The sequence below is a fragment of the Geofilum rhodophaeum genome, from assembly GCF_002210225.1.
GTDB classification, from domain to species: domain Bacteria; phylum Bacteroidota; class Bacteroidia; order Bacteroidales; family Marinilabiliaceae; genus Geofilum; species Geofilum rhodophaeum.
Window position 1 is genome coordinate 155106 of sequence record NZ_MWUJ01000008.1, and the last position, 24345, is coordinate 179450.

General features: G+C 45.0%; 23 protein-coding genes and 1 riboswitch. Of the genes, 7 read left to right on the top strand and 16 right to left on the bottom strand.

Annotation, left to right across the window (positions count from 1 at the left end):
* Positions 1–14 precede the first annotated feature (14 nt).
* The 4 genes from B4W65_RS09425 to B4W65_RS09440 are packed head-to-tail and all read right to left on the bottom strand — an operon-like array spanning position 15 to position 3337.
* The gene (locus tag B4W65_RS09425; protein ID WP_088654900.1) at positions 15–836 is read right to left on the bottom strand and encodes an ABC transporter ATP-binding protein; all 822 of its coding nucleotides are present in this window, start codon (positions 834–836) and stop codon (positions 15–17) included.
* A 4-nt stretch (positions 837–840) separates the two neighbouring features.
* Positions 841–1857, bottom strand: coding sequence for a FecCD family ABC transporter permease (locus B4W65_RS09430; protein ID WP_088654928.1), 1017 nt, complete (start codon positions 1855–1857; stop codon positions 841–843).
* A 7-nt stretch (positions 1858–1864) separates the two neighbouring features.
* Entirely contained in the window at positions 1865–2683 is an 819-nt protein-coding gene (locus B4W65_RS09435) for an ABC transporter substrate-binding protein (RefSeq protein ID WP_088654901.1), read from the bottom strand.
* Positions 2684–2689: 6 nt separating this feature from the next.
* Positions 2690–3337 (bottom strand): Dph6-related ATP pyrophosphatase, encoded by a 648-nt coding sequence (locus B4W65_RS09440; protein ID WP_088654902.1) that lies wholly within the window; start codon positions 3335–3337, stop codon positions 2690–2692.
* Positions 3338–3438: 101 nt separating this feature from the next.
* A riboswitch (cobalamin riboswitch) is annotated at positions 3439–3667 on the bottom strand.
* A gap of 177 nt (positions 3668–3844) precedes the next feature.
* Between B4W65_RS09440 and B4W65_RS09445 the strand changes: the two genes are divergently transcribed.
* From B4W65_RS09445 to B4W65_RS09460, 3 genes are all read left to right on the top strand, one after another.
* Positions 3845–4216 (top strand): glycerophosphodiester phosphodiesterase family protein, encoded by a 372-nt coding sequence (locus B4W65_RS09445; RefSeq protein ID WP_088654903.1) that lies wholly within the window; start codon positions 3845–3847, stop codon positions 4214–4216.
* 274 nt (positions 4217–4490) lie between these two features.
* The gene (locus tag B4W65_RS09455; RefSeq protein ID WP_088654905.1) at positions 4491–4775 is read left to right on the top strand and encodes an IS3 family transposase; all 285 of its coding nucleotides are present in this window, start codon (positions 4491–4493) and stop codon (positions 4773–4775) included.
* 30 nt (positions 4776–4805) lie between these two features.
* The gene (locus B4W65_RS09460) at positions 4806–4997 is read left to right on the top strand and encodes a glycerophosphodiester phosphodiesterase (RefSeq protein ID WP_240509531.1); all 192 of its coding nucleotides are present in this window, start codon (positions 4806–4808) and stop codon (positions 4995–4997) included.
* Here the strand turns inward: B4W65_RS09460 and B4W65_RS09465 are convergent.
* The gene (locus tag B4W65_RS09465; protein ID WP_146697762.1) at positions 4966–6333 is read right to left on the bottom strand and encodes a hypothetical protein; all 1368 of its coding nucleotides are present in this window, start codon (positions 6331–6333) and stop codon (positions 4966–4968) included. The genes B4W65_RS09460 and B4W65_RS09465 overlap by 32 nt on opposite strands.
* A 210-nt stretch (positions 6334–6543) precedes the next feature.
* Between B4W65_RS09465 and B4W65_RS09470 the strand changes: the two genes are divergently transcribed.
* The 4 genes from B4W65_RS09470 (at position 6544) to B4W65_RS09485 (ending at position 10583) form a co-directional block, all read left to right on the top strand.
* Positions 6544–7080 carry a hypothetical protein gene (locus B4W65_RS09470; protein WP_088654908.1) on the top strand — a complete coding sequence of 179 codons (537 nt, stop codon included), beginning with the start codon at positions 6544–6546 and terminating at the stop codon, positions 7078–7080.
* Complete coding sequence (locus B4W65_RS09475; RefSeq protein WP_240509534.1) at positions 7061–8086, top strand: DEAD/DEAH box helicase; 1026 nt, start codon at positions 7061–7063, stop codon at positions 8084–8086. The genes B4W65_RS09470 and B4W65_RS09475 overlap by 20 nt, the downstream gene beginning before the upstream one ends.
* A 271-nt stretch (positions 8087–8357) precedes the next feature.
* On the top strand, positions 8358–8912 hold the full coding sequence (locus B4W65_RS09480) for a helix-turn-helix domain-containing protein (protein WP_088654910.1): 555 nt from the start codon (positions 8358–8360) through the stop codon (positions 8910–8912).
* 9 nt (positions 8913–8921) lie between these two features.
* A complete protein-coding gene (locus tag B4W65_RS09485) occupies positions 8922–10583 on the top strand; it encodes an AMP-binding protein (protein WP_088654911.1) in 1662 nt (553 codons plus the stop codon).
* 73 nt (positions 10584–10656) lie between these two features.
* Here B4W65_RS09485 and B4W65_RS09490 read toward each other — a convergent pair whose 3' ends face one another.
* The 11 genes from B4W65_RS09490 to B4W65_RS09540 all read right to left on the bottom strand — a co-directional run.
* On the bottom strand, positions 10657–11754 hold the full coding sequence (locus tag B4W65_RS09490; RefSeq protein ID WP_158522822.1) for an alkaline phosphatase: 1098 nt from the start codon (positions 11752–11754) through the stop codon (positions 10657–10659).
* 25 nt (positions 11755–11779) lie between these two features.
* Positions 11780–13480, bottom strand: a complete 1701-nt coding sequence (locus tag B4W65_RS09495; RefSeq protein ID WP_088654913.1) for a RagB/SusD family nutrient uptake outer membrane protein — start codon at positions 13478–13480, stop codon at positions 11780–11782.
* Between the two features lie 18 nt (positions 13481–13498).
* On the bottom strand, positions 13499–16459 hold the full coding sequence (locus tag B4W65_RS09500; RefSeq protein WP_205741249.1) for a SusC/RagA family TonB-linked outer membrane protein: 2961 nt from the start codon (positions 16457–16459) through the stop codon (positions 13499–13501).
* A 255-nt stretch (positions 16460–16714) separates the two neighbouring features.
* Complete coding sequence (locus B4W65_RS09505; protein ID WP_146697763.1) at positions 16715–18166, bottom strand: TlpA family protein disulfide reductase; 1452 nt, start codon at positions 18164–18166, stop codon at positions 16715–16717.
* A 24-nt stretch (positions 18167–18190) separates the two neighbouring features.
* The gene (locus B4W65_RS09510; protein ID WP_088654915.1) at positions 18191–18700 is read right to left on the bottom strand and encodes a 3'-5' exonuclease; all 510 of its coding nucleotides are present in this window, start codon (positions 18698–18700) and stop codon (positions 18191–18193) included.
* A gap of 87 nt (positions 18701–18787) precedes the next feature.
* Positions 18788–20200, bottom strand: coding sequence for a T9SS type A sorting domain-containing protein (locus tag B4W65_RS09515; protein ID WP_088654916.1), 1413 nt, complete (start codon positions 20198–20200; stop codon positions 18788–18790).
* Between the two features lie 92 nt (positions 20201–20292).
* Positions 20293–20901: a Crp/Fnr family transcriptional regulator gene (locus B4W65_RS09520; protein WP_158522823.1), complete on the bottom strand. Its 609-nt coding sequence runs from the start codon at positions 20899–20901 to the stop codon at positions 20293–20295.
* Between the two features lie 112 nt (positions 20902–21013).
* Complete coding sequence (locus B4W65_RS09525; RefSeq protein WP_146697765.1) at positions 21014–21700, bottom strand: 2'-5' RNA ligase family protein; 687 nt, start codon at positions 21698–21700, stop codon at positions 21014–21016.
* A 168-nt stretch (positions 21701–21868) separates the two neighbouring features.
* Complete coding sequence (locus tag B4W65_RS09530; RefSeq protein WP_088654918.1) at positions 21869–22327, bottom strand: hypothetical protein; 459 nt, start codon at positions 22325–22327, stop codon at positions 21869–21871.
* A gap of 29 nt (positions 22328–22356) precedes the next feature.
* Positions 22357–23142, bottom strand: a complete 786-nt coding sequence (locus B4W65_RS09535; RefSeq protein WP_146697766.1) for a hypothetical protein — start codon at positions 23140–23142, stop codon at positions 22357–22359.
* A gap of 299 nt (positions 23143–23441) precedes the next feature.
* On the bottom strand, positions 23442–24345 hold a 904-nt coding region (locus tag B4W65_RS09540; RefSeq protein WP_146697767.1), incomplete at its 5' end, for a YDG domain-containing protein.

Genomic DNA, 24345 nt, shown 5'->3' on the forward strand with positions numbered 1-24345 from the left:
CTTCCTCCCGAAAGCTATGATAGATAGAACCTTGCAGGCCTTCTGGCTTGTCCTGTTTTGTTTGAAACTAAAAAGACCGCAGGATTCTTTGACCTCGGATTTTCCTGTGTAAGTACCTCGGTCTTATATACATCTTCAATATTTTTAAAATTTAAAATCTCATTAGGCGTTCCTTGCCTGTATAAGGCGCCTGAGCGCATTAATATCAAGTAGTCACAATACTCGCTGGCCAAATTCAAATCATGAATAACCATAATTACAGTCAAGCCAGGCGCTTGCGTCAACTGATGTATCAAATTCAAAATCTGCACCTGGTGCGAAATATCGAGATGGGAAGTAGGCTCATCCAACAGAAGCAAAGAGGGCTCCTGGGTCAGGGCCTTTGCAATGCTTGCCAATTGCTGTTCGCCACCGCTTAGTTTCGAGAACTTCTTAGCTCTTAGTGGGTATATCCCGGTCAGTTTCATATATTTCTGAGCAATTTCATAATCCCGCTCAGTTTCAAAAAACTGATATTTCTTTCGATAGGGAATCCGGCCCATTAAAACATACTCTTCAACGCTGATATCAATGGGTTCTGAAAATTGGGTTACCACAGCAATTTCTTTAGCCCGTTCGGTATCTGTAAAACCAGCCAGGTCTTTTCCTTTAAGAAAAACCTGGTTTTCGGGCAGTGCCAGTTCGCCGCTGATGCCTTTAAGAAGGGTTGATTTACCGGAACCATTGGGACCGATTATGCCGGTGAGCATTCCTTCCATAACCCTAAAGCTAACATCCACAAGCTGAAAGGCATGGGCATAGCCGTAATTCGCATTCTTAACTTCTACTAAGTGCATGTTCCTAATCCGATTTTAGTTTCTTGCTTAAGGCAGTAATAAAAACTACACCACCCAACATCCCAGTAATAACCCCAATGGGCAACTCATTGGGTGCAATAATCGTCCTCGCCAGGATGTCACTCATAATTAAAAAGATCCCCCCTCCCAGAAAAGAAGCCAAAAGGAGCACCCGGTAATCTGTCCCAATGATACTGCGAACAAGGTGGGGGATAATTAAGCCAACAAAACCAATCACCCCGGAAACCGAAACACTTATTCCGGTAATTACCGAGGCAGTTATAAACACCACCTTTATCGAACGATCCGTTTTTACTCCAAGGTGCTTTGCACGAACCTCACCCAGTCGCAAAGCATTCAGCGGAACAACATACAAATAACTGACAGCCAAACCCAAAACAGAGAAAAACAAGGAGGTGTATATCAAAAATTTATTGGGCTCATTAAGTGAACCCATTATCCAAAAAACGATGCTTTGAATATTCTCAGCCGTTGTAACGGACATAAAAAACAGCATGGCCGAAGAAGCGATAAAACTGATCATTACTCCAATCAAGAGCATCCGGTTAATGTTCAAATTCTTGTTTCTTTTCGAACTCAGCCGGTAAACCAGAAATATGGAAACAAAAGCTCCAAAAAAACCAGACAAGGGCAACATTAGGGAGGAGACTTTAAAGTGCAGCTCCAATACAATGCAAATGGCTACGCCCAAAGCAGCCCCACCTGATATGCCCATGGTATAGGGCTCTACTAAAGGATTTCGGTACACCCCTTGCAAAAGGGTTCCGGCAAGACTTAAAGCCCCACCCACCGAGAATGCCAAAATGGTCCTCGGTATTCTAATATTGTCCAAAACCGCAAATTCGAGTCCCTCTTTCAATCTCAAATACCTCAGAATATCAGGCACAGAAATATCCATGTCACCGACCGAAAGAGACAACAGCGCAGCGCAAAGCACCATAGCTATTAAAACCAAAATGGTAACCAACCAGGTCAACAGCCTGCTGTCTTTCAAAAACATAAACCGACTAATCATTAAGGTATTCGGAAATAAGTCTCATGGTTTGCAAGAAGGTTGGAGGGGTGGGCGTACAAGCCAAATCCGAATCAATAATAAATATCTTATTATTTTTGACGGCATTAAGGTTGTCGAAACTTTCCCAAACCTTCTTTTCTTCTTCCCCAACAATTCCCATGGTAACGACAAAAATATAATCCGGATTTCGGGCAATCACAGCCTCTCTCGAAAGTGCTCCCCTTGCCAGGTTTTCCGCAACATTGGTGGCATTGGCAAACAAGATGTAATCATTCATAAAGGAACTCGGAATCACAGCATATAGAGGATCGGCGCCAATTTGAATAAAGACTTTCTTATTAACGCTGCTCGTTGCGGCAAGCAACTTTAATTCTTCAATTTCCTTTTTAATATTAGCCACCTGTTGAACGGCATCCTGTTCTTTCCCGAGGAGTTTTCCCATCTCAACAAATTGCGAACAAACCCCTGCAAACGAATTGGGCGTAGGAAAAACCTCAACACGTATATTGAACTTCCTCAACATCTCAATATACTCCGGGTTGGTAATGGAGGTTGCAAGCACCAGGTCAGGCTTTAAACCAACAATTCTCTCGACATTAACAGTTACCATCGAAGCAACTACCGTTTTATCGTCCTCTTTCGCCTTATGGCAATAACTGGTGCAAGCAACCAAACCAGATTGTGCGTTCAGATAATAAATATTCTTTGTTAAAGATGGAGCTAAGGAAACCACCCTCGAATATTGTTGGGCATTGGCCATGGTAAAAAACGCAAGCCATGCAGCCAACAAAAAGATTTTTTGGCCTTTCATTATCGATCATTTTAAAGGTAAGAAAACATGATAATCCTTCTCGTAGGGCGTGCCCTTCTCAAACGCTACAGGATGGGAAAAAAGGGGACCATCGTAGACAAAGGAATGGTACTCCCCATTCTCCGCACATGGGTCGATGTCCGCAATGGCCGTTATCTCCTTAAAAAAGGGCAGGTCCAATTCGCGACCGACCCAATGTTCACCGAGCTTATTCTTATGGACTGCTACGGTAAGGGCTTTAAACCCCAGCTCAACGAACTCCATCAAAAGCGCCTGGGTATCATTTTCCCAGAGCGGGAAAATGGGGGCAACATCGAGATCCTCACAAACCCGCTCGATCCATTGTCGGTGCTCAACAAGGTAAATATCACCGAAAACACCGACTGTAACCCCCTCTTTCTTAAGCTCATTCACAACCGCCTTAAAGCAGCTCTCATAGCCCCTGGCATCAACAGCTTGCTGTACAATTGGAAGGTTCATGGCCCGGGCCTGGCTTTGAATAAAACGCTTGTGGATTCCATGTGAACGCGACTGTTCGCCATCGGCATCACACATGTTTACCAAACATGCCATTTCATGGTCATTGGTCTGAAGATAACGATACACCGCAAGCATGCAGTCTTTACCTCCACTCCAGGACGCAAATGCTTTCATAACAAAGATTTTTCACCTCTGAGAAATTCGAAAAACCGCAGAAAAAGCTCCAAAAAGCGCGCTCATAACAGTGATTCAAAACTTTTCTCCCGAAGTTTGAATGAATAAATTACCTTTTGGCAGGTCTTCTGGCTCGTCCTGTTTTGAGGCCTTCCCATTCCGAAACATCGGAACAGTGGCAAGAGTATCTCAAAACATCCCTGTTTACACAGGAAAATGGACTTACAGCTGCGGGTACAGCTCCGGAATTTTCATTTCACTGAAGCACCGGATTCCCATTTTAAGGTTTTTCCTGAAAAGGAAAAATCCACCAAAACGATGCGAAGATAGATATTTCTGTTTGGTAATGATACCAGAACTACATTATTTTTTCACCTCAATTTCATAGGTTCCGGGCAGAACTTCAAAAACAAACTTTCTCCACCCAACAACTTAACCACAACTTAACCCTTCCCTAAAGGGGGGGGTAACCTGCTTATGGTACTTTTGGCTACCAAAATATAAGCAATGACAAAAGCGACTTCCGCCATCCTGAGCCTTTGTCTCCTGAGCGTATTCGGCCATTTCATTCAGGCCCAAAAACCAGATTTACAAGGCCACCGTGGAGCCAGAGGCTTACTCCCCGAAAACACCATTCCTTCGATGCTAAAGGCCCTGGATATGGGCGCAAGCACGCTCGAACTGGATGTAGTCATAAGTGCCGACCACCAGGTGGTGGTTTCCCACGAGCCCTGGATGAATCACGAAATTGCCACGCCTCCCTCGGGAGACGATTTGACCCAAGAAGATAAAGAGGACACCAACCTCTACCGCATGACTTATAGCGAAATTAAAAAATGGGATGTGGGACAAAAAGGGCACCCTGGTTTCCCGCTGTAAGTAGAACAACACATTCAGCGGGCTTTAAAGCCCAAGTAGCTTTGGCTGCGCTCCAGGAGCGTGAGACTTTAGCAGAATTATCAAAGCGATTTGAAGTTCACCCAACCATGATTTCCAAATGGAAGCAGGAGTTCGTAGCTCGATCCTCAGAGATCTTTGCTTCCAAGGCCCCCAAAGATGATTTTGAGGAAGAAAGGACCCACCTGTTTTCTAAGATAGGACAGCTTGAAATGGAGCGTGACTGGCTAAAAAAAACTTCAAAAAGGTTGGGACTATGACAGAGTTAAAAGGTTATATATCAACTAATGAGGAACTAAGTGTTCGGCAGCAATGCGAATTATTGGACATAGCGCCCAGTAGCTATTATTATAAGCCTAAAGGTGAAAGTTCGGAGAATCAGGAAATCATGCGACTTATGGATGAGGAGTTTTTAGAGCATCCCACTCATGGCGTACTGCAAATGCAGGACTTCCTTTTTGCAATGGGCTTCTTGGTTAATCCAAAGAGAGTTAGACGGCTACTTCGCAAGATGAATATTATGGCCATCTATCCCATATAATACACCCCAAATATTAGACATCAAGTTAAGTTGAAAAAACATAACTTNACAGCCGACCTGATTCGCAAAGCCCAAGGAAAGGGGATGAAAGTGATTCCATGGACCGTAAACGATCTGCCGGCAATGCAGCGACTGCTGGAGGCGGGTGCCGACGGCATCATTTCCGACTACCCCAATCTTTTTAAGCAACTTAAGACCTCAGGCATTCAGCAACAACTATAGGTTGAAAACTGATAATTGCATTCATAATATAGCTGGTATCTACTTCAGAAACAGGAAGCTCATCAAACAAATCTCTCCATGCACAAATTTTAGCCAGATCTCCTTCTGCCATTATTACTGCACTGAGGTAATTCAGATAATAAAGATATTCCAAGGTATGTACAACCTTTCTATTGCCAAAAAAATGGCTTGCTTCAAGCAAAACACAAGACCGGCTATCCAGTTCCTTTCTAAGCAATTCATAACGCTCTTTCACCAATTTCACCAAAGGGTAATTGGGATACTCAGCCGCCAATTTATCAATACGCTCCAGCAAATCAACATTCTCCGTCTGCCCTTTCAGAGCCAGAAAACCAAGGAGCCCATTGGCCGCAGCGCCTCCTGCTGTACGAAAACCATCAGAAGGTTTGCCAGTCTCCATTTCATCATCGATAAGTTTCACCTGCCTCAAAAAATCCCTCTTGGTCTCTTCGGAGTACTGGCCTGCTGTTCCATTGAGCAACTCATCAGGAACATATTCTGCATCAACGTCTATGGCCAATGCCAGTTCCGACAACTCATTATAATGCTTATCATAATCCTCCTGCTCCATCAAGTCAGTACTTAACGAATTTACCAGTTCGTTAAATCTGTCAAGCTCATCACCAGCAAGACTTTCCTGACTCATCACCAACTCCTTAAAAAGCCCAACCTTTTCAGCCAAAGTAAAACCTGAAAATTCATCATCATCGTCATCATCATCCAAGGCATGCATAACCCTCCCATCCTTTCTAAACAACAAAAAGTTGCCAAAGCCGGCTTTCTCTTCAAGCTGATGTATCGCTCTGGCCAAGGCCTTTTTATTATGCCAAAGATCCGGCAACAGGGTCGGAAGACCATCCATTCCACATACGATCTCCATTAACGGAACAGCATCGGTATCCTCATCCAGAAAGTATTGTGTCGTTGAGGTGAAATCCCTGCACGGCTTAAAACCAAACTCATCAGCAAACTCTAATCCGGCAAAAATAATGTTGTGTGCCAATTCGTAACCGACCATCTTCTTTTCGGTCTCCAAGTCGGTATAACGCTCCAAAACCTCCCGATATTCCAATTCACCAATATTAAAGTAATAAAATGTATCCTTTACGCCGAGACAGAATAAATCAACCAAATATAGTCCTACGGTAAAGTTGCCGTTTGAATGCTGGCGTGCTATAACGAGGTCTGCAATTTGGGATTCCTCCCAATCGGAATTAATCCAACATTCAACAACAGGCAATTTCCTTGCCCGGGTTCTAATGTAATTAGCAGGACTAAGCAAGGGGGCGGTCTTCAATGATTTTTTCCTGGCCATAAGTGTAGTGGCTAACTGGTACTTTAAACACAATTTAACGTCAACAATGATTGTTGCAACGAGAACTTACAACCATCGTCACAATTATAGGTAAACATACAAAAAACAAAAACGCAGAAGTAAAACAGCAGATCAAAAACGCAGAAAACATAAAATATTTATGGCGATCACATTTTAACCAACGAAAAGGGCGCCAAATACCAGATATTTTTGCGCGACTTTGAGAACGAAACCGGCTACAGCGACAGTCCCGATGCACGCAAAAACAAGCTGGGCACCACCAAGCACCTCATGTATGCCTTTCGCAAGCTGAAAGAAACGCCCGGGTTAATGAAGCGCATGAGTACGACCTATCCCTTTATCGAAATATTTTGTGACCCGCTTAATGATTACCGTGTCAGCTGGAATTGGCCGCACACATTAGAGATGAATGAGCAGGCTTTACTCTCCAGATATTTCAAAAACAAACGCTTCATCAACGACGAAGCACTTCTGGATTTTCTCTCATTTTTTGAGGAGGCAGAAGAACTGCCACGCATCCATATAAGGCCCGAAGTAAGGGAGAAGGTAGAACAGGCCTATGAAAGAAAACTATTGGCAGACATCGGGTCCAGAGTGACTCTTTCGTTTGATAACATAAAGGCAAACCTGTACGACTATCAGAAAGAGGGAGTCCGGTTTGTCACCTTTAAAAAAGGAGATTTTCGGCTTCACACGAACCCTGATTGTGTGTCCTGCTTCGCTTAAACAACAATGGAATAGAGAGATTGAGCATTTTTCTTCGGAAAAGGCCCTTGTAGTTCAAGGTCCACCTGACGAAAGAGAACAACTGTACAAAACGGCCAAAGAACATTTTCTTATCGTAAATTACGAAACCATCCTTCGCGACCAGGTTATTTTAAATAAAACGGGCATAGACTTTTTGATCCTGGACGAAGCACAAAGAGTAAAAAACTACGAAGCCCAGACCAACGCAGCGGTCAATCGTCTCGAGGCCAAACACACGCTGATTATTACCGGAACACCCATCGAAAATCGCTTGATTGACATTTATTCCATAGTAAATATTCTGGATCCCCATTTCTTCGGACCCCTTTGGGAGTTCTCTTACCAACACTGCTTATTCGACCCCGAAAAACCCAATAAAACAAATGACTATTTTGATCTTCAAAAACTCAACAAAAAGCTTGAGAGCATACTGCTTCGTCGCGAAAAGCGTCAGGTTCTGGACCAGCTGCCTAATGTTCAGCAAATCAACATTCCGTTTGAGCTATCCGATTTACAAAGAAGTTACCACCACGAGTATGCTTTAGGAGTTGGAAAAATCATACGTAAGAAGTACTTAACTGCTTACGATTTAACCAAACTTCAAATGCTGCTGTCGAGCATGCGAATGGTTTGCGACTCCACCTACCTGATTGATGAGGAAACCATGCCAGACACTCATTTTAACAACGAGGAAGTACTGGTGGCGGAACCGGAGTCCACCATCAAGAACAATAAAAGTTCGGAAGAAATTGACCTGTCGGAAGAAATCGGAACGACTACGGAGTCCGCACCCCTTGAGTCTCCCGGCACAGAATCACCGCAAACCGCAGAAATTGAGCAAGTCATGAACAGTGGCCTGCAGTTTCTCTCCGGACTTTTTAAAATGAGTACCGGAAAGGACATGGGACTGGAAAACCAGTCCATAGAAGTCAATAAAAACACCGGAGAGGTAACGATGAAATTTAAACTTCCTGGTTATAATTGAAACCAACCAGAACCCTACCTACGCTTTTCGCAGGGACAAGGCTTTGCTTTGTAGCTGGAGGACTTGTAGGTCGATGAGCAGCCCAGCAAAAGCAAGGCGCAAAAAGTTACCACAGTCCATTTCACTGCTACAGCATAAGTGTTCTTCATAAAAACAGATTCATTCGACAAGGAGCAAAATTAAAAATCCTGCGCGCATAAACAAACGACAAAAAACGGAATCACTGCAAAAAACAGCAGCAAAATGCTTAACTTGGTTTTTTTACCGGACTATGGAAGAACAAATCAAGGAAATCGCACAAAGGGTAAAGGAACTTCGTGAAGTTTTAGAACTTTCTCCCGAACAGGCAGCCCGCAACTGCAACATCAGTACCAGTGCTTACCTTAAAATTGAAGAAGGAAAAACCGACATCTCGGTAGGCACCCTGCACACCCTGGCCAAATCCTTTGGCGTGGAAGTCTCCACCCTGCTCTCAGGCGATGAGCCCCGCATGCGCTCCTACACCCTCACCCGAAAAGGACAGGGCGTAGCAATGGAGCGTCGCAAAGCCTACAGCTATCAGGCACTCGCGGCCAATTTCATCAACCGAAAAGCCGAACCTTTTTTGGTAAAAGTCTGCCCCAAGCCCGAGGACCAGCCCATTGATTTCAACAGTCACCCCGGTCAGGAATTCAATCTCATACTCAAGGGCAGCATGAGATTCTACCTAAACAATAAAGAAATGCTCCTGCACGAAGGCGACAGTATTTACTTCGACTCCGGGCTCCCTCACGCCATGCGGGCTGCCGACAATGCGCCCTGCGAATTTTTAGCCATCATCTTTTAAAACCCACTCATGCAGCTTTATAAAAACTACCTGGTTCAAGATCACTTCCACTCCTTGGAAGACTTTCAACAGAACTTTAAAGTAAAAGTACCCGACAATTTCAACTTTGCTTACGATGTGGTGGACGAATATGCCCGCCTGGAACCCCAAAAAACTGCCCTGGTATGGATCAATGATGAAGGGGATCACCATACCTTCAGCTACCTCGACCTGAAAGAAAAATCGGAGGCTACCGCCTCCTATTTTCAATCCCTAGGGATACAAAGGGGCGATAAAGTCATGCTCATCCTCAAACGACGCTATGAGTTTTGGTTTGCCTGCCTGGCCCTCCATCGCCTGGGCGCCACCGCCATCCCGGCCACCCACCTGCTCACCTCCAAAGACATCATCTACCGCTGCAAGGCCGCAAGCATCAAAGCCATTGTGTGCGTCGGCGAAGCCCTGGTTTTGGAGCACATACAGAAAGCACAGCCCCTCTGTCCCTCCCTTGAAATCAAGATCTCCATTGGTCCCGACCTCCCTCCCGATTGGGAAGATTTCCAAGCGGGAATACAGCAAGCACCACCCTTTGTTAAACCCGAACTGCCCTCAGAAAACAGCGACCTGCTCTACCTCTACTTTACCTCCGGAACCACCGGACAACCCAAAATGGTGGCCCACGATTATACCTATCCCCTGAGTCATATCATCACCGCCAGCTTTTGGCACAATGTAAAGGAAGACGGACGCCACCTGACCGTAGCCGACACCGGTTGGGCCAAGGCCGTTTGGGGCAAGCTGTACGGACAAATGCTCGCAGGCTGCAGCGTTTTTGTTTACGAACACCAAAAATTCAACCCGGCCGAATTGCTGAAGGTCTTGTCCGACTATAAAGTCACCTCCTTTTGCGCCCCGCCCACCATTTACCGCTTTCTGATTCGGGAAGACCTGAGCCGCTACGACCTTACTGCCCTAAAATACTGCACCACTGCAGGGGAGGCCCTAAATCCCAAAGTTTACGACACCTTCTACCAACAAACCGGAATCCGCCTGATGGAAGCTTTTGGTCAGACCGAGACCTCCGTACAGCTGGCCACCTTTCCATGGATGACGCCCAAGCCGGGCTCCATGGGCATACCCGTGCCCATTTACGACATCGACCTACTGAAACCCGACGGCACCTCCTGCGAGGACGGAGAGCAGGGCCAGATTGTAATAGGGGTAGGCGAAGAGTCGCCCTTGGGCCTCTTCAAAGGATACTACCGCGACGAAGCGCAAACCCGGCAGGTTTGGCAAAACAGCATTTACTACACCGGCGACATTGCCTGGCGCGACGAAGACGGTTATTATTGGTTTGTAGGACGTGCCGACGATGTCATCAAAAGCTCAGGCTACCGAATTGGCCCCTTCGAAGTAGAAAGTGCCCTCATGACCCACCCCGCCGTGGTGGAATGTGCCGTAACCGGTGCCCCCGATGAAATCAGAGGCCAGGTAGTAAAAGCCACCATCGTTCTGACTCCCGGCCTGGCGGCCACCGAGGCACTAAAAAAAGAAATCCAGGATCATGTAAAACAGATTACCGCCCCCTACAAATACCCGCGCATCATAGAGTTTGTAGCAGAACTTCCCAAAACCATCAGCGGGAAAATCAGGCGCGTTGAAATCAGGGGGAGGGAGAGTAAAACAAACTGATCAAGTCTTAAATTTTAATTACAATTAGCCGGTCTGTATTCACAGACCAGCTAATTCAGCGGAGGACCTATTCTTACTGGTCGGCCCCCAGGGAACGAAGAATTTTATGAAAAATATCGTTGTTTTGATAAAACCCTTTGAAGTTTTCGGCCCCAGGTCCCATTGCAAAAACAGGAACCAAATCAGCCGTATGCTGGTCGGTATTAAAATAAACCTCGACCTCATCAATGCTTTTACCCTTTCCAACAGAGACGCCACCCGTTTCATGATCGCCCGTAACAATCAAAAGCGTATTGCCATCAGACTTAACAAAATCGATCACATAAGCCAGCGTCTCTTCAAAGTCCATCATCTCAGCCAATAAAAAGTTCTTGTCTTTTGCATGTCCGGCCCAATCAATGTACGAGCCCTCTACCATTAAAAAAAAGCCTTTCTCTGCGGCAGACAGTCGCTGCAAAGCGGTTTGCGTAGCCCTTGGCAAAAAGTCACCACGCCCCTTGTGTCTTGGTTCCAGGCCCCCGTCTGCAAGCAGGTAACCATAAGGAACTCCTACATCCCCAACGGAACCCACCTGCACACTGTCCATTCGGTACCCCAACGCCACCAATTCCTCAAACAAGTCCCGTCCATCGTTGCGTTTATTAAAAAACGACAATCCGCCTCCTGCAAAAAAATCCAGGTTAGCGCCCACCAGCTGCTCTGCAATTTCTTCCTCCATATCACGATCTGTCACCTTGGCATAAAAAGCAGCCGGAGTAGCATGCGTTATCGACGAAACACTCACCAATCCAGTCTGATAGCCCTGCGATTTCAAAACACTCAATATAGAAGGCACAGGCATTGAATCCATATCGAGCCCCAAACCCCTGTTAAAACTCTTTTGCCCAGTGGCAAAAGCAGTTCCTGCCCCGGCCGAATCGGTAACCTTGTTCGAGGCGGACGAAGTATTGATAAAGCCCACCTCCTTAAAATCTTCGAAAGCAGAGGCTCCGTCCTTATAATAGAACATAGTAGTTAACTGTCCCACCCCCATTCCGTCACCAATCATAAAAACCACATTTAGAGGATCCTTCTCGGGTGATACTGTAGCGTTTTGCTCGCCAGCCCCCTCGCAAGCCGGCAGCATCAATGGCAAAACCATGACGCCCATTTTGAAAAACAACTTAGTCATAAAAACATTATTATCCATTCTACAATTAGTTGGCATATCCTTGATTCTGGAGCAAATAGCCTTCAATATCCGACGCTCCGTCAATTGCGGTTTGGGGTATGGGAAACAATCTTCGGGTGACATCTGCATTGGTCTTTTCGGTCCAGCCCTCCTCATACTTCCCAAACCGAATCATATCGGTCCTGCGCTGATGTTCCCAATAAAACTCAAATCCCCGCTCTCTAAAAAGAACATCAAGATCCAGATTGGTTAATGGAGAAGGGGTTACCTCAGGCCGGGCAGTACGAGAAGCCCTGAGCTGATTCACCAAAGTCAAAGCACCATCGACATCCCCCATTCTCAAAAGCGCTTCAGCACGCATTAAATAAATATCGGCCAAACGCAGAATGACCAAATCTGCCTCCCCTCTGTTTCGTCCATCGGTCGAGGCCTTGCTCCATTGGTACTTCATAACACGATACCCGGTATTATAGTCACTTCCTGCCGACGAGAAATCAACAAACTCGGTATAGTCCACATAAGCATCGGCCTCTGGTCGACGCCAGTCGCGCATTTCCCCCAAAAGATAACGGCCAGACTCATTAACAAGAAAGGGGGTTTTATTGCCGGTGTTCTGCAATCCCAATTGTAAACCGCGAAAAATCCCCCTGTTTAATTCAAAATCCTGTGCAGCGATGGCTCCATCTTCACCAGCCACCAAGCGCTCCCAGTAGAAACGAGCATCCGCTTCTGCCGGATCAACATCCCCATAAGCCGCCAACCACGACTGATAAAAATCGGAGGTTATAGCCGCACCGTCGGTACCATTACCTGACGGATAGAGTGGATTGCCATAGAAGCTCCCCGACATGGAAAAATACGACATCCGGTTGTGTCCGTTTAAATCGGGTCGCTGATCCACGGCAAAGATCAATTCTTTATTAGAGTGATTATCGTTATCAAAAATGGCAAAATACTCCTCCGACAATTCATAATTATTCAACGCCACCACCTTGTTGCAGTATGCGATAACCGCTTCCATATCGGCTTGCAAAAAGTTAAAACTTGAGGCATAAGGTTGGCGCCAAACAGCTGCATTCAGATGCAGACGGGCCAACAAACCATAAGCAGCCCCCTTAGTTAATCGGCCCGGCCCCACACTCTCACTCAACTGATCCACAACAAACTCCAGCTCCGACTTGACATAATTGACAGCCATTTCCCCCCTCAGGATCTCAGAAACGACATTTGGGTCGTCCTTCTTAAATACAAGGCCCCAAAGGTCCAAGGCAATCATATTGTAATAAGCCCGCAACCCCCTTACCTCAGCCAAAAAAACGGCAGTCTCCGTCCCGGGTTCTGCCAAAGGCGTCAATACATTTATGGCAGTAACAGTCCGGGATATCATAGTGGTTAATCCATCCCAGCTCATCTGGATGTTTCGGTGTGAGGGAGTGTAAGTATGTTGATGCAACTCCAGATAAATACCATTATCGCCCCAATCCCGGCCACCGCGATAAGGCAAAATGGCTTCATCGGTTGATATTTGCTGCAAGGCAAAGTACTTGGTATGCAGAAAAAAATCAGGCAGCAGAGCATAGGCAGGAGCTACAGCATTCTCAACCAAATCAGCATCAAGAGCACCCCCGGACAAGGACTCATCCAGAATCTTTTCATTCAGGTCGGTACATGAAATTACCAGCCACATTACCGAAAAAACATAAAACAATAAACGAATTTGTTTCATAACCGAACTCTATTAAGATTAAAATGTTGCACTCAAATTAAAAACAATAGTTTTGGCCCGTGGATAGCCGTCTAAATCAATTCCAAAAGACTGGATGCCTCCTACCGACCTGTCCTGATTCACCTCCGGGTCAAAACCCGAATAATCCGTCCACACAAACAAGTTTTGACCGGTAACTGAGAAACGAAGCTCCTGCAGCCAATCCTGTGAGCCAAGCTTAAAGTTGTAACCCAGCGTCGCGTTATTCAATCTCAGGTAGGCGCCGTCCTCAAGGTAACGGGTAGAAACCGACGACGAATTGGCCAGGCTCTCATCGGGATAGGCCACAGCCAAATCCGTAGTGTTCTGAGAATTGGCCAACATAGCCTTATAAAACTTATTCATTGCGGTGTTGTTGTAGATCTTATTCCCGGAGACGCCATTGAAGTTTAACCCAAGATTAAAGCGACGATACGACAAACTCAAATAAAAACTATAAAGCAAATCAGGGAGTGCACTTCCAACCACCATCCGACCACCGTCCTCCGAATTTTCAAACTGAGACAAGCCATCCTCACCAATTCCGGTAAACTTTTGCATATAAAATGAGCTCACCGGATGACCGTTTATGATCCCATTTATGGTTGCCCCGGTTAACCCTGAACCTGAAGCCGATCCGGTGGTCAACACGGTAAATGGCGATCCTTCTACCACATTATCAAGAAAAGAGAAAGTTCCACCCACTCCGAAAGCAAAGTCTCCAAAACTTTGATACTTATAATCCATTGCCAGCTCCAGACCCTTATTCGTAATGGTCATATCCTTTACATTGGTCCAATAAGTTGTGGCTGGCTGTATGGGGTCTGAAGGAACAACTTCAAGTAAAATATTATCGGACACTTTATGAAAATAGTCCAATGCACCAGATAGCGCACCATTGAAAAGGCCCAAATCAAGGCCAAAATTGGTTTGGGTAGCCACCTCCCATTGAATATCAGGATTGGCCAGTCTCACAAAAGTCGTTCCGGCAGGATAAGCATCCGATTCATGTAAAGGATAACTGTCGCTCCCCGAAACACGAGTCGTATAAAGTGCTTGCGTAATCTTGGACGGAATTTCCTGATTTCCAGTCTGCCCCCATCCAAAACGCAACTTCAGATTACTCACAAGTCCATACCCCATAAAGGGCTCCTCAGAAATACGCCAGGCACCGGCAAAGGAAGGAAAAACGCCGTATTTATTGTTCTCCCCAAACTTTGAAGATCCATCAGCACGCAAGGTGGCTGTCAGCATGTACCTCGACCGGTAATCGTAGTTTACACGACCAAAAAACGACTGCAATTCATTTATCAAAGCCCATCCTCCGGGTTTATTACCCACTAAATCAATGCGCTGACCCAAGCCAGGGTTGTATCGGGGTTCAACGCCATTCTCGGGAAACAAATCCACGCTCCAGCTTCTCCAACGGTCAAAAGTCTCCTGATACGAATGCCCCCCAAGGAGAGTAACATTATGTGCGGAATGCTTCAAATTGTAGGTTAAATAGTTCTCAATAAGCAGATTGGTTCCATTGAAATAATCTTGTTGCAGTCGACCTTCCTCAAAAGGGTCGGTACTGGCTGTATGTTGATAATCACTGTCTGACGACCTGTTCTCATAACCAAAATTTGTTTTGTAAACCAGTCCGTCCGCCAATTCCAGAGCCGGTGAAATACTGAACTGGGTTCGCCTGCTCTCAGAAAAATTGCCATACAACTCAGCCCCAATTAATGGGTTGGTCAAGTCCGGATACTTTACTGGATTTCCAGCTTCATCACGTGCCGGGTAGGTGGGATTAAAGTCCAACATCTGTGAAACCAGTGTCCCCGTATTGGGACTACTGCCTTTCTCAATCGAAGTGCTCAGATTATAATCTATATTCAAACGTCCCTGGAGTAATCTCTGAGTAACACCAACTCTGCCGGTGTACCGCTCTATTTCTGAATTGAGAACAATCCCCTCTTGATTTAAATACCCCACTGAAGCCCTGTACGTAAACCCTTCTGCTCCTCCACTAAGTACCACATTATGGTCCTGGGTAATGGCCGTCCTGGTCAACTCTTCCTGCCAATCGGTATTACCTCCACGATCTTCCAGTTTCCCACCTATTTCAACGATACGAGACCTGAACTCATCGGCGCTAAAGACAGGAATCTTGCGTGCCAACGAGGATATGCAAAGACCGCCAGAGACCATCACAGTTGAACGCCCCTCCTTTCCCTTTCGGGTGGTAATTAGGACAACCCCATTGGCCCCTCTGGAACCATAAATTGCCGTAGCCGAAGCATCTTTCAATACATCAATGGATTCAATATCATCGGAGTTCAAAAAGTTTAAGGGATTGCTGCCTGTCCCGGTACCCGACAAACCTATCGGAAAACCGTCTATCACAAATAAAGGCCCGGTTCCCTGACGAATGCTGCCTTGTCCTCTTATGATTATACGCTGGTCACTGCCTGGAGCTCCGCTTGAAGAGGTGATACTGACCCCGGAAACTTTCCCTTGCAACAATTCGCCCGGCGAAGCACTTATCCCCTTATTAAACTGCTCTCGTCCGACAGAAACTACCGAACCGGTAATGTCTGATTTTCTTTGACTGCCATATCCTACAGCAACCACTTCGCTGAGGCGGGTAATTGAAGCAACAAGAACCGCATCAACAATTTCCTCATTGCTCACCTCCATCTCCAGGGTCTCCATCCCAATAAACGAGAAAACCAGGATCCCTCCCCCCTGGGGTTTCGTCAACTGGTAACGTCCGTCTGTTCCGGTAACCGTTCCTCCGGCTTCACCCTTAAAAACGACGGTAACCCCAGGTAATTCAAAGCCATCCTCATCTGTAACCCTTCCAGCAACTGGTCCATTGGCCTTTACAAAAGAACCAAAACCAAGAACAAGCATTCCCAACAACAAAAAACGACGGGTTGCCCTGAACAATCTTTCATGCTCCAAATACATCATAATAAATGTTTGTTTATATTACAAATCACAATAACTAACACACAACAAATCAGATGACTTAAATACAGATGTCTTACAATACCTGAGTGTGCAGCTGCCAATAGAAAACCGGCATAAATGCGATTGCGAAGTAATACAAACACCAACCAGGGCCCATTAAGCCAAGGTTAACAAAAAATAAAATAATCAGATGATTGGTTCTTCAACCCTTTGTGCTAAGGCATAAAAAAAAGGAGGCTTGCGCCTCCTTTTAACTTATTGCATTGCCAATTGTCTCAACTTCCGTTCCAGAGCAGTTTCACCCTGCTCCACCATCCGACTCGGCCGATCCGCATTGTAGTCAACCAAACGACTTTCCTTATCAAAAATCATATAACAAGGCACCCAGTTGATCTCCATAAAACGATGCAGGCGCGAATTAAATCCATTCAACAACACAAAATGATTGTCTCTGGTTTGTGTCGCCTCAAACAAAGGTCCCCAGTTGCGATCCCACACCCAATCCATCGAAGCATAAACAAACTCAATCGGCTCCTCCTGCAATTTGTCCTTCAACTGCCTGGCATACGGCATAGCAGCACGACAAGGGCCACAGCCCATGCCCCAAAAATCGAGATACACCACCTTGCCTTTAAAACCATCCATTAACTGACCAAAGGTCTGCTCCACACCACTGGTATCCACAAAAACAGTTTGAGCGAACTCCTCATGCAAAGGCTGTCCAAGCAGAGAACGTTTTTCATTAAACTTATCAAAAGCCAGATCCAGGGTGCGCGTTGCCAGCGGATTTTTCACCAAAGTATCGGCCATGGCAACCGCTACCGAATCATAATGATCATTAGACAGAGAAGATATTATCCACGTGGCCAAGACATATTCCCGGGTTAATCCCGACAAGGAATCGGCCAATAAGACATACACAGCCGAAGACCGATCAATAGTCGAATCAGCACGTACCAACTCTCCCATCTTCTCAAAAAGCAGATTCCTTAAGCCGGAAGCATAGCCGTGGTAAACGACACGGTCGTCATCCACAATCTCCGAAAACCGTTTGTAGCGATCAACCGATGCAGGCAGTTTCAACTCCGATAATGAAATGTCGTTCCGGTATGCATAGGTACTTGGATATTCCCGAATAAGCTCTTCAAAAATCACTTCAGTCTGGACACCAAACCACGCAACAAACGGCTTCTCCAACTTGGACTTCTCGTCAAAAGCATCAAAATAAGCCAAACGTCTTGTTTTAAAATCCTCCGCCCATTCTACAAATCCTGTCGGGTTGAGCTTGCCTTCATTCATGGCCGAATAAAACGCTCTCGTGCTGCAACCATCTTGAGTTGCTTCATACAAAAAACGACTCTTGGCAGCCCCCTTTCCACTAAAATCCAATGAGCCATCACTCACACGAATAAAAACATCATCACCGGGCAAAAGGCAAACTTCATATAGCGCACTTCCTATCCCTAATTGCCCAACAGCCAAACGCTCCAAAGGAATATCCATTTCGAACATCCCCTGGTCGTCTATATCTACTTGATAATCAACCCCCTTCCTGCTAATGGGATTATCGACCAACCACCGCAACTCAACTTCACTAACGCCAGTAGAAAGCACTTCACCTCTTATACGGGCAGAGTTTTCGACATTGGGAGACGAACAGGACGCCAACAGGCCTGCAAGCCCTACTGTAACCATTAGCTTTTTCATAAAATTTTGATATTGAGGGTTAAATTAAATTAGCGGAACGTTCAAACGCAGATACAACTCCGCACACCCCCGGGCATCGGAGAGTGCCTCGTGGTGTTTGAGGGCAATACCTTCCAAGGCACAACACTCGTTGAGCTTGCCGGAAGGGTAACGCTTACTGGCGCGACAAGCACGCATGGTACACTCCCATTTATCGGCAATATTAAGGTCTGAATAGTCCATCATGTTATCGCGCATGGACTGCTGCAAAACACGCCGATCAAACGACTCGTTGTGCGCAACAACCAGCTTTCCATAGAGTCGCTTCTTTATTTCGGGATAAACCTGATAAAAAGTGGGTGCGTTTATAGTATCCTCAGGCCTTATACCATGCACTTTAACTGTAAACCAACTGTAGGCATTATCGGGCGGCTGAACTAAGCTGTAGTACTCGTCCACAACTTGTCCATCCTCTACAGCAACAATACCCACCGCACAAATATGGTGGGCCATTGCCGTTTCAAAGTCGATGGCTACAAAACAATCTCTCTGCATAAAAATCGTTTAAAAAGCCAAGTTAAAAAAAATACCACACGACCGCTCTCCTCCTATTATGAAACCTTCGCTAAAAAAGAGACAATTTTATTTAACAAGCAGCTTACCAACAAAAACACGTGAATCGACTTCAAGGCTATAGACATAAAAGCCAAATGGCAGCTGACTAATATTAACTTGTTCATCCCTACGGACAGATTTTGAAACAAGCGCTTTCCCATTCAAGTCGAATAATTTAAAAATTGCGTCCTGATACGAAAAAGGGAATCTAACAACTAAAATACCTTCGGAAGGATTTGGAGATACTGTTACACCATAAGAAGGATTATTACTTAACGCAACTGGCGAACCGTTATCAAAAGGAGAGTAAAAATACTTTGTTTCTCTAAACTTTTGAGCTTCACTACAACCAAGACTACAACTAAAAGACTCTTTACTAATGACTTTATGATGAAACGCAATATGTGGGTTAGCATCTAAAGCTGAGGTAGGGAGTAATAATTCCTCTTTGTTTACGGTATAATCAAAACCCAGCAATTCAAACACTTTTGAGGAGCTATCCCCCCAGGTCTGTTTGGTATAACTAATCATAAAATCATCCTTACTATAAGAATACTGCCTCATCTTTATGGTGTCCCACAAAGCAGTCTCATTATTCCATTTCAGATCAATCAGCGCTCCAATATCAAAACCATTACTATGATAAACCGTTTTTTCTTTCAAGTATGGCCTAAACTGGTTTAAGTCGTAATCCCATCTCGTAAAGGTTGTTTCTGCTGCATGCTCATTAACGGAATATTCATGCATCGTAGTACCAAAAAACTCCCACTCACCAAAGTTATCTCCATCAAGCCAAGGCCTAAAATAGGTCGTATCGGCCAATGCCCCCCCATTTGAATCGTAATAGAACTTGGTTGCTCCAATCGGTCGCCATACAGGTCCATCCGAGAAACTATACCTGTAGTACAAAGTATCGGTCAACAACAAACTCTCAGAACTATAGCTGTAAGCGTTTCGTTTTGTGTGTCGCCATTCATCAGATTTTAAATAACTTTCTGTAGTCTCAATTAAATCATCATTTTCATCATAAACATATTGTATCCGTGTTGCAGATCTAGACTTCAAATAAAATTCACGAGTTTCTATCCGGCTATACTCATCGAATTCTTTCATTTCTCTGGCTAAGTGTAACCAACTACTTGTTGGTGCATCCCAAATAGATTGAAGAATCAAGGTATCGTTAAAATGGTGATCATAAAAAATGCTGAGTCTGAACGTTTTCTTACTCCATTCTTTGGTATCTTCATCATAATCATAATAGATTATGCTATCTAACCGCTGCATTGTTGGCGGACCAGAAATAAATCCGGGCATCTGTTCATCCAATCGAGAACTAAATTTCTGCATACCAAAATCATCCATCCAACCAGCATCCTGACCATTTACTGAAAAGAATACCAATACAGCCGTTGTCAATAAAACAATCTGTTTGATCATCATAAAATAGTTTTTCAATTTTTGACTAGTACAAAAATGCACCGATCTTGAAAAACTAAAGTTACCTCAGGATAACTTCGAACAGAAATCATCACTCACCTTCCCTGCTTTAGCATTTTCTTTTTTTCATTACTGTATTGTTGCGGATTCATATTTAAATAACTGGCAATGTATTTGTCAGGAGTATCCTGCAATATCAAATTGGCACGTTCAACATTTTCATGAAAAAGCCTAAGCCTTTTCGAAGGATTCCTATTCTGTAACAAAAACATACGATTTTCACGATCGTACAAAATTTTTTCATACAATTTAAACATAAGATAACTAAACTGGGGGTTTCTTTGTGCCAGCGTCTCAATATCATCCTTAGTCAGATAGATAATCTCTACGTCAGTAAGGGCTTCCTGTATCTCAACAGATGGCTGTTCACCCAGATAACTCTTCAGACTGTTAAATGACAAGCCGCGAGGAGTAATATTTATAGTTTTTTGCTCCTCCTCGTCGAAAACATACTGATGAACAATCCCCTTTACAACAATATTAGCATTTCGCTCTACCTCTCCCATTTTTAAAATATAGTCGCCTTTTTTGTAGGATCTTTTTTTTAGCAACCTTAAAATCTCTGCAATCAATTCATCCGTTGGTGCTGCTGACAGGCCTAAGAAATCCAACAGAATCCTTTGATATTCACTATCCTTGCTCATAAACACAACAAAAAAAAATCGCCTAAGATACATTCCCCCTATAATCACTCACCAAACCCAAATCAAATCATTAGCCCGTGGTCTGGCCCCCTATTAATAGCTACCAGTAAAACTATTCAAGCAAGGGAATACGCTTTAAAACGGATGTACGATCAGGTTGATGGTACCAATCGTTAAGCACCAACTCCACCTCCGTTACGCTTGAGCGTCCCCAATCGTTATTCCGGTACTTATCTAAAAGCTGCAGCAAACCATCTCTATTCTCCATCTTCTGCTTTAAGCGCAAAACAGTAGCATGCGCTGTTTGTAAGGTGTATCGCTGATCCATCGACTGCTGCAAACCAGATTTTGCAATATTTTCGCGCAAGCGCTGTCGCAGCATCTCCAGCCCGTCCTCCTCCATAAAGCCCTGCACCATAATACACGATGGAGAAGCTGTAATTCCACGAAAAGTCAAATTAAAAGTCCCAATGCCTGCCAAGCTTTCCTTTATCTCCTTGACATAGTCAGCAACAACAATATCTGATACAGAAAATCCGGGGTAGCATGAAATGATGGACAACACCGTCACATGGATATTTTCCTCCCCATAAAAATACTGATTGGGCTCCAACCCCCTGGCAGCATCCAGAAAATGCTGAATACGATTCACCACCTGCCGGTCTGGTCGCAATCGCAATGTCAAACCCATACGACTGTCCCCGGCGGCGTCTATCCAGGCATCCGGCTCACAGGCACCTTCTTTGAACCTTCGCACCGCATTGTCATACATGCTGTTATAATGCTCCTGCAGATCCATTTATACGCATTTGGGAAAACAAAAAACAGGCCTTGCAAAGCCTGTAAAAACAGAAGAGAGGGCCTTCATTGCTGAAAGCGCCTCTCCTCCTTAACCCTAACCCTATAACAAAGGTAATACAAGATTTATGGGAATGCAACACTTTTTTAAAAAAAGTTTAAACATAAATCAATCCAAAAAACCTACTCGCTGCAACTGAATAAAATAGCCCCCGGCATCGGCATCCGGATTGTAATTGGTCTTCCGCAAAATCAGTTTCTCCTCGTCAATATGATGGACAACCGCGTGTTCCAAAGAGTTAAAATTCTCCTCAGGATGCTCCAATGTCTCGGCGTCATAAGAAAAGAACAGATAGTACTCTCCTTTGGGACCCTTTACAGCCCTCCAAAAGGGCATAGAATCATCCATTCTTTGCGTACCCGTCCGCTCAACAGAACCCTGCTGGTCTATCTTAGTGCCATCAGGATTCAAATGCAGAACCTCCACATTAGTTACTCCCATAAGCTCTCCTTCTCTATTATCGATTTCAAACTTAGTATTGCCCTCAGGCAAGGCATCTGCTGAAATGTAATAATACCTCCATGATCCCACCAGAAGACTGTTAACGTCCTTGGCATTATCGGGCACACGCCTAACCGAAGACTTAGTAAAAAGTGCTAAGTCTGACGACAATTCCGCCTCATGCAAGGTAAAAGGCTCTCCTCATTGGCCAAACGAACGTTCCACGCAATGGAGCGTTTGACATAATTATACCTTGGCAAAGAAGCTTGGAAAATCCCCGACAACTCCTCCCCGCTACTTTTCATCAATGCTTCGGCCTCATCCAAGCGCTCACAAATAATATAAGTTTGAATCAAGTTGCGATAAACGGCTTCTGTAACCCTCTTGTTAATCCGGGCTTTTTTGTTATTAATACCCCTGTCTTCCAAAACCTTATTCCAAACCCCAATAGCCTGTTCAAACTGCTGAAAAGCCACATCCTTCTGTCCCTTGTTGTAGTTCTCCACCGCCTCCATGGCCAAATTATAGCCTTGATTTACGTCGTCATGCACAGCACTCTTCTCCACATAAAAAAACTGAAAACGAAGACTTTTCGAATAAACGGGAGAAAACAAAAGAGAAGCAGTTCGCGAAACGCTGGCATGCGTCAACATATTTACTTCTTTAAGCTCTTGTTCAGCTGATTTATTTGCAAACTCAACAAAAACCCGATGATAAAGCAACTCATCGTTGGCATCCTTCACCTGAAAAATTGTCGCCTCAGACCAGGTCGCCTTATCCTCATTTCGCCCATATGCGGTGTACTTGAAGGAGGGAAATTTTTTATAACCCAGTTTTACATCAGCATGCGTTCCGCCTTCTTCAAAACCATACAGAGAAAGGAGTCCGTAGTTTGTTGAAAAGCCACGCACAGTATCCGGAGCCGGAAACATCCTTTTCATGGGGACCTCAAGGCCAACTCGATTTTTTTTTCACCTTTTGGGCCATGAGCCCACCTGCAACCAACAGACCCAGGCCTGCCAGCAATAAAAGCTTGTTTTTCATATTTAAGGTTGTAGTTAAGAACTTTACTCCCCCAAGCTTCTTTTAAACCGGAGGATATACTTAAGGCATAAATATACAGAATGTTTTAACACCACGTTCAAATATGCTTAGCTCGCAGAAATGAAAAGGTAATGGATCGAAAGCGAAAGTCCTGAAAAAAAAGCAGGGAGGCTAAATACCTCCCTGCTCTGCTTTCTTACTTCATCATTTTTTTATGAACGACCCGCCCCTCTTCAAGGAAGAGCGTTAGCACATAAAACCCTGAGCTTAAATGAGAGGTGTTTAATTGCTGTTCTCCGTTCAGCATGGCTTCAAGAACCTGTTTTCCTGCAGCATCTGTTACACGAACACTATTTACCATTTCCGCGGAATCAATATATATTACGTCAACAAATGGATTCGGATATACAGTAAGCGTGGGTGTCCAGTGCTCTTCCGTCCCCACTAAAGTTGAGATACTGGCAACTGCCCTTGGGGAGTTGGCCAAGGATAGCACATAGTTTGAAATATCCTCGCCACTAAGTTCGGCATACACAATTAGCACATCAACATCATTAGATACTTCCGAAGCAGTAAATTCCGCCACCACTTGGGCAAGACTCACATCATCACCTGCAATCGGCGTAACCAGTTCAAGGTTGTTCTCAATGATAGTTGCGTGGGTAGTTCCATCATACAATTTATCTTCTACGGTGAAGCCCCCTCCTAAGGTCAAGGCCTTGGGTGTGATGTCGGCCGTAAAGCCGGCGGGCTGGGTCAGACTGTAATTGGCTGCGGCACTGCCGCTCAGGCCATAGTCAGAGACACTTACCGCAATGCCCTCCGCAACATCAGCTGCAGCAAAAGCAGCACTGGCGCCGGAAGCATCCAGAGCCACATCGTCACCGGTTACCGCACCATCCAGGGTGGCGGTCCCACCAATAACAGCAGCTACCGTACCATCATAAACCTTATTGTCGATAGCCAGTCCGACTACACTCAACGCCTTGGGTGTGATGTCGGCCGTAAAGCCGGCGGGCTGGGTCAGACTGTAATTGGCTGCGGCACTGCCGCTCAGGGCATAGCCAGAAACAGCTACCGCAATGCCCTCCGCAACATCA

What these genes read in the sequence shown, in the direction of transcription:
- B4W65_RS09425 (WP_088654900.1), bottom strand. Translation starts at nt 836, where the DNA reads ATGCACTTAGTAGAAGTTAAGAATGCGAATTACGGCTATGCCCATGCC.
- B4W65_RS09430 (WP_088654928.1), bottom strand. Translation starts at nt 1,857, where the DNA reads ATGTTTTTGAAAGACAGCAGGCTGTTGACCTGGTTGGTTACCATTTTG.
- B4W65_RS09435 (WP_088654901.1), bottom strand. Translation starts at nt 2,683, where the DNA reads ATGAAAGGCCAAAAAATCTTTTTGTTGGCTGCATGGCTTGCGTTTTTT.
- B4W65_RS09440 (WP_088654902.1), bottom strand. Translation starts at nt 3,337, where the DNA reads ATGAAAGCATTTGCGTCCTGGAGTGGAGGTAAAGACTGCATGCTTGCG.
- B4W65_RS09445 (WP_088654903.1), top strand. Translation starts at nt 3,845, where the DNA reads ATGACAAAAGCGACTTCCGCCATCCTGAGCCTTTGTCTCCTGAGCGTA.
- B4W65_RS09455 (WP_088654905.1), top strand. Translation starts at nt 4,491, where the DNA reads ATGACAGAGTTAAAAGGTTATATATCAACTAATGAGGAACTAAGTGTT.
- B4W65_RS09465 (WP_146697762.1), bottom strand. Translation starts at nt 6,333, where the DNA reads ATGGCCAGGAAAAAATCATTGAAGACCGCCCCCTTGCTTAGTCCTGCT.
- B4W65_RS09480 (WP_088654910.1), top strand. Translation starts at nt 8,358, where the DNA reads ATGGAAGAACAAATCAAGGAAATCGCACAAAGGGTAAAGGAACTTCGT.
- B4W65_RS09485 (WP_088654911.1), top strand. Translation starts at nt 8,922, where the DNA reads ATGCAGCTTTATAAAAACTACCTGGTTCAAGATCACTTCCACTCCTTG.
- B4W65_RS09490 (WP_158522822.1), bottom strand. Translation starts at nt 11,754, where the DNA reads ATGACTAAGTTGTTTTTCAAAATGGGCGTCATGGTTTTGCCATTGATG.
- B4W65_RS09495 (WP_088654913.1), bottom strand. Translation starts at nt 13,480, where the DNA reads ATGAAACAAATTCGTTTATTGTTTTATGTTTTTTCGGTAATGTGGCTG.
- B4W65_RS09500 (WP_205741249.1), bottom strand. Translation starts at nt 16,459, where the DNA reads ATGATGTATTTGGAGCATGAAAGATTGTTCAGGGCAACCCGTCGTTTT.
- B4W65_RS09505 (WP_146697763.1), bottom strand. Translation starts at nt 18,166, where the DNA reads ATGAAAAAGCTAATGGTTACAGTAGGGCTTGCAGGCCTGTTGGCGTCC.
- B4W65_RS09510 (WP_088654915.1), bottom strand. Translation starts at nt 18,700, where the DNA reads ATGCAGAGAGATTGTTTTGTAGCCATCGACTTTGAAACGGCAATGGCC.
- B4W65_RS09515 (WP_088654916.1), bottom strand. Translation starts at nt 20,200, where the DNA reads ATGATGATCAAACAGATTGTTTTATTGACAACGGCTGTATTGGTATTC.
- B4W65_RS09520 (WP_158522823.1), bottom strand. Translation starts at nt 20,901, where the DNA reads ATGAGCAAGGATAGTGAATATCAAAGGATTCTGTTGGATTTCTTAGGC.
- B4W65_RS09525 (WP_146697765.1), bottom strand. Translation starts at nt 21,700, where the DNA reads ATGGATCTGCAGGAGCATTATAACAGCATGTATGACAATGCGGTGCGA.
- B4W65_RS09535 (WP_146697766.1), bottom strand. Translation starts at nt 23,142, where the DNA reads ATGAAAAGGATGTTTCCGGCTCCGGATACTGTGCGTGGCTTTTCAACA.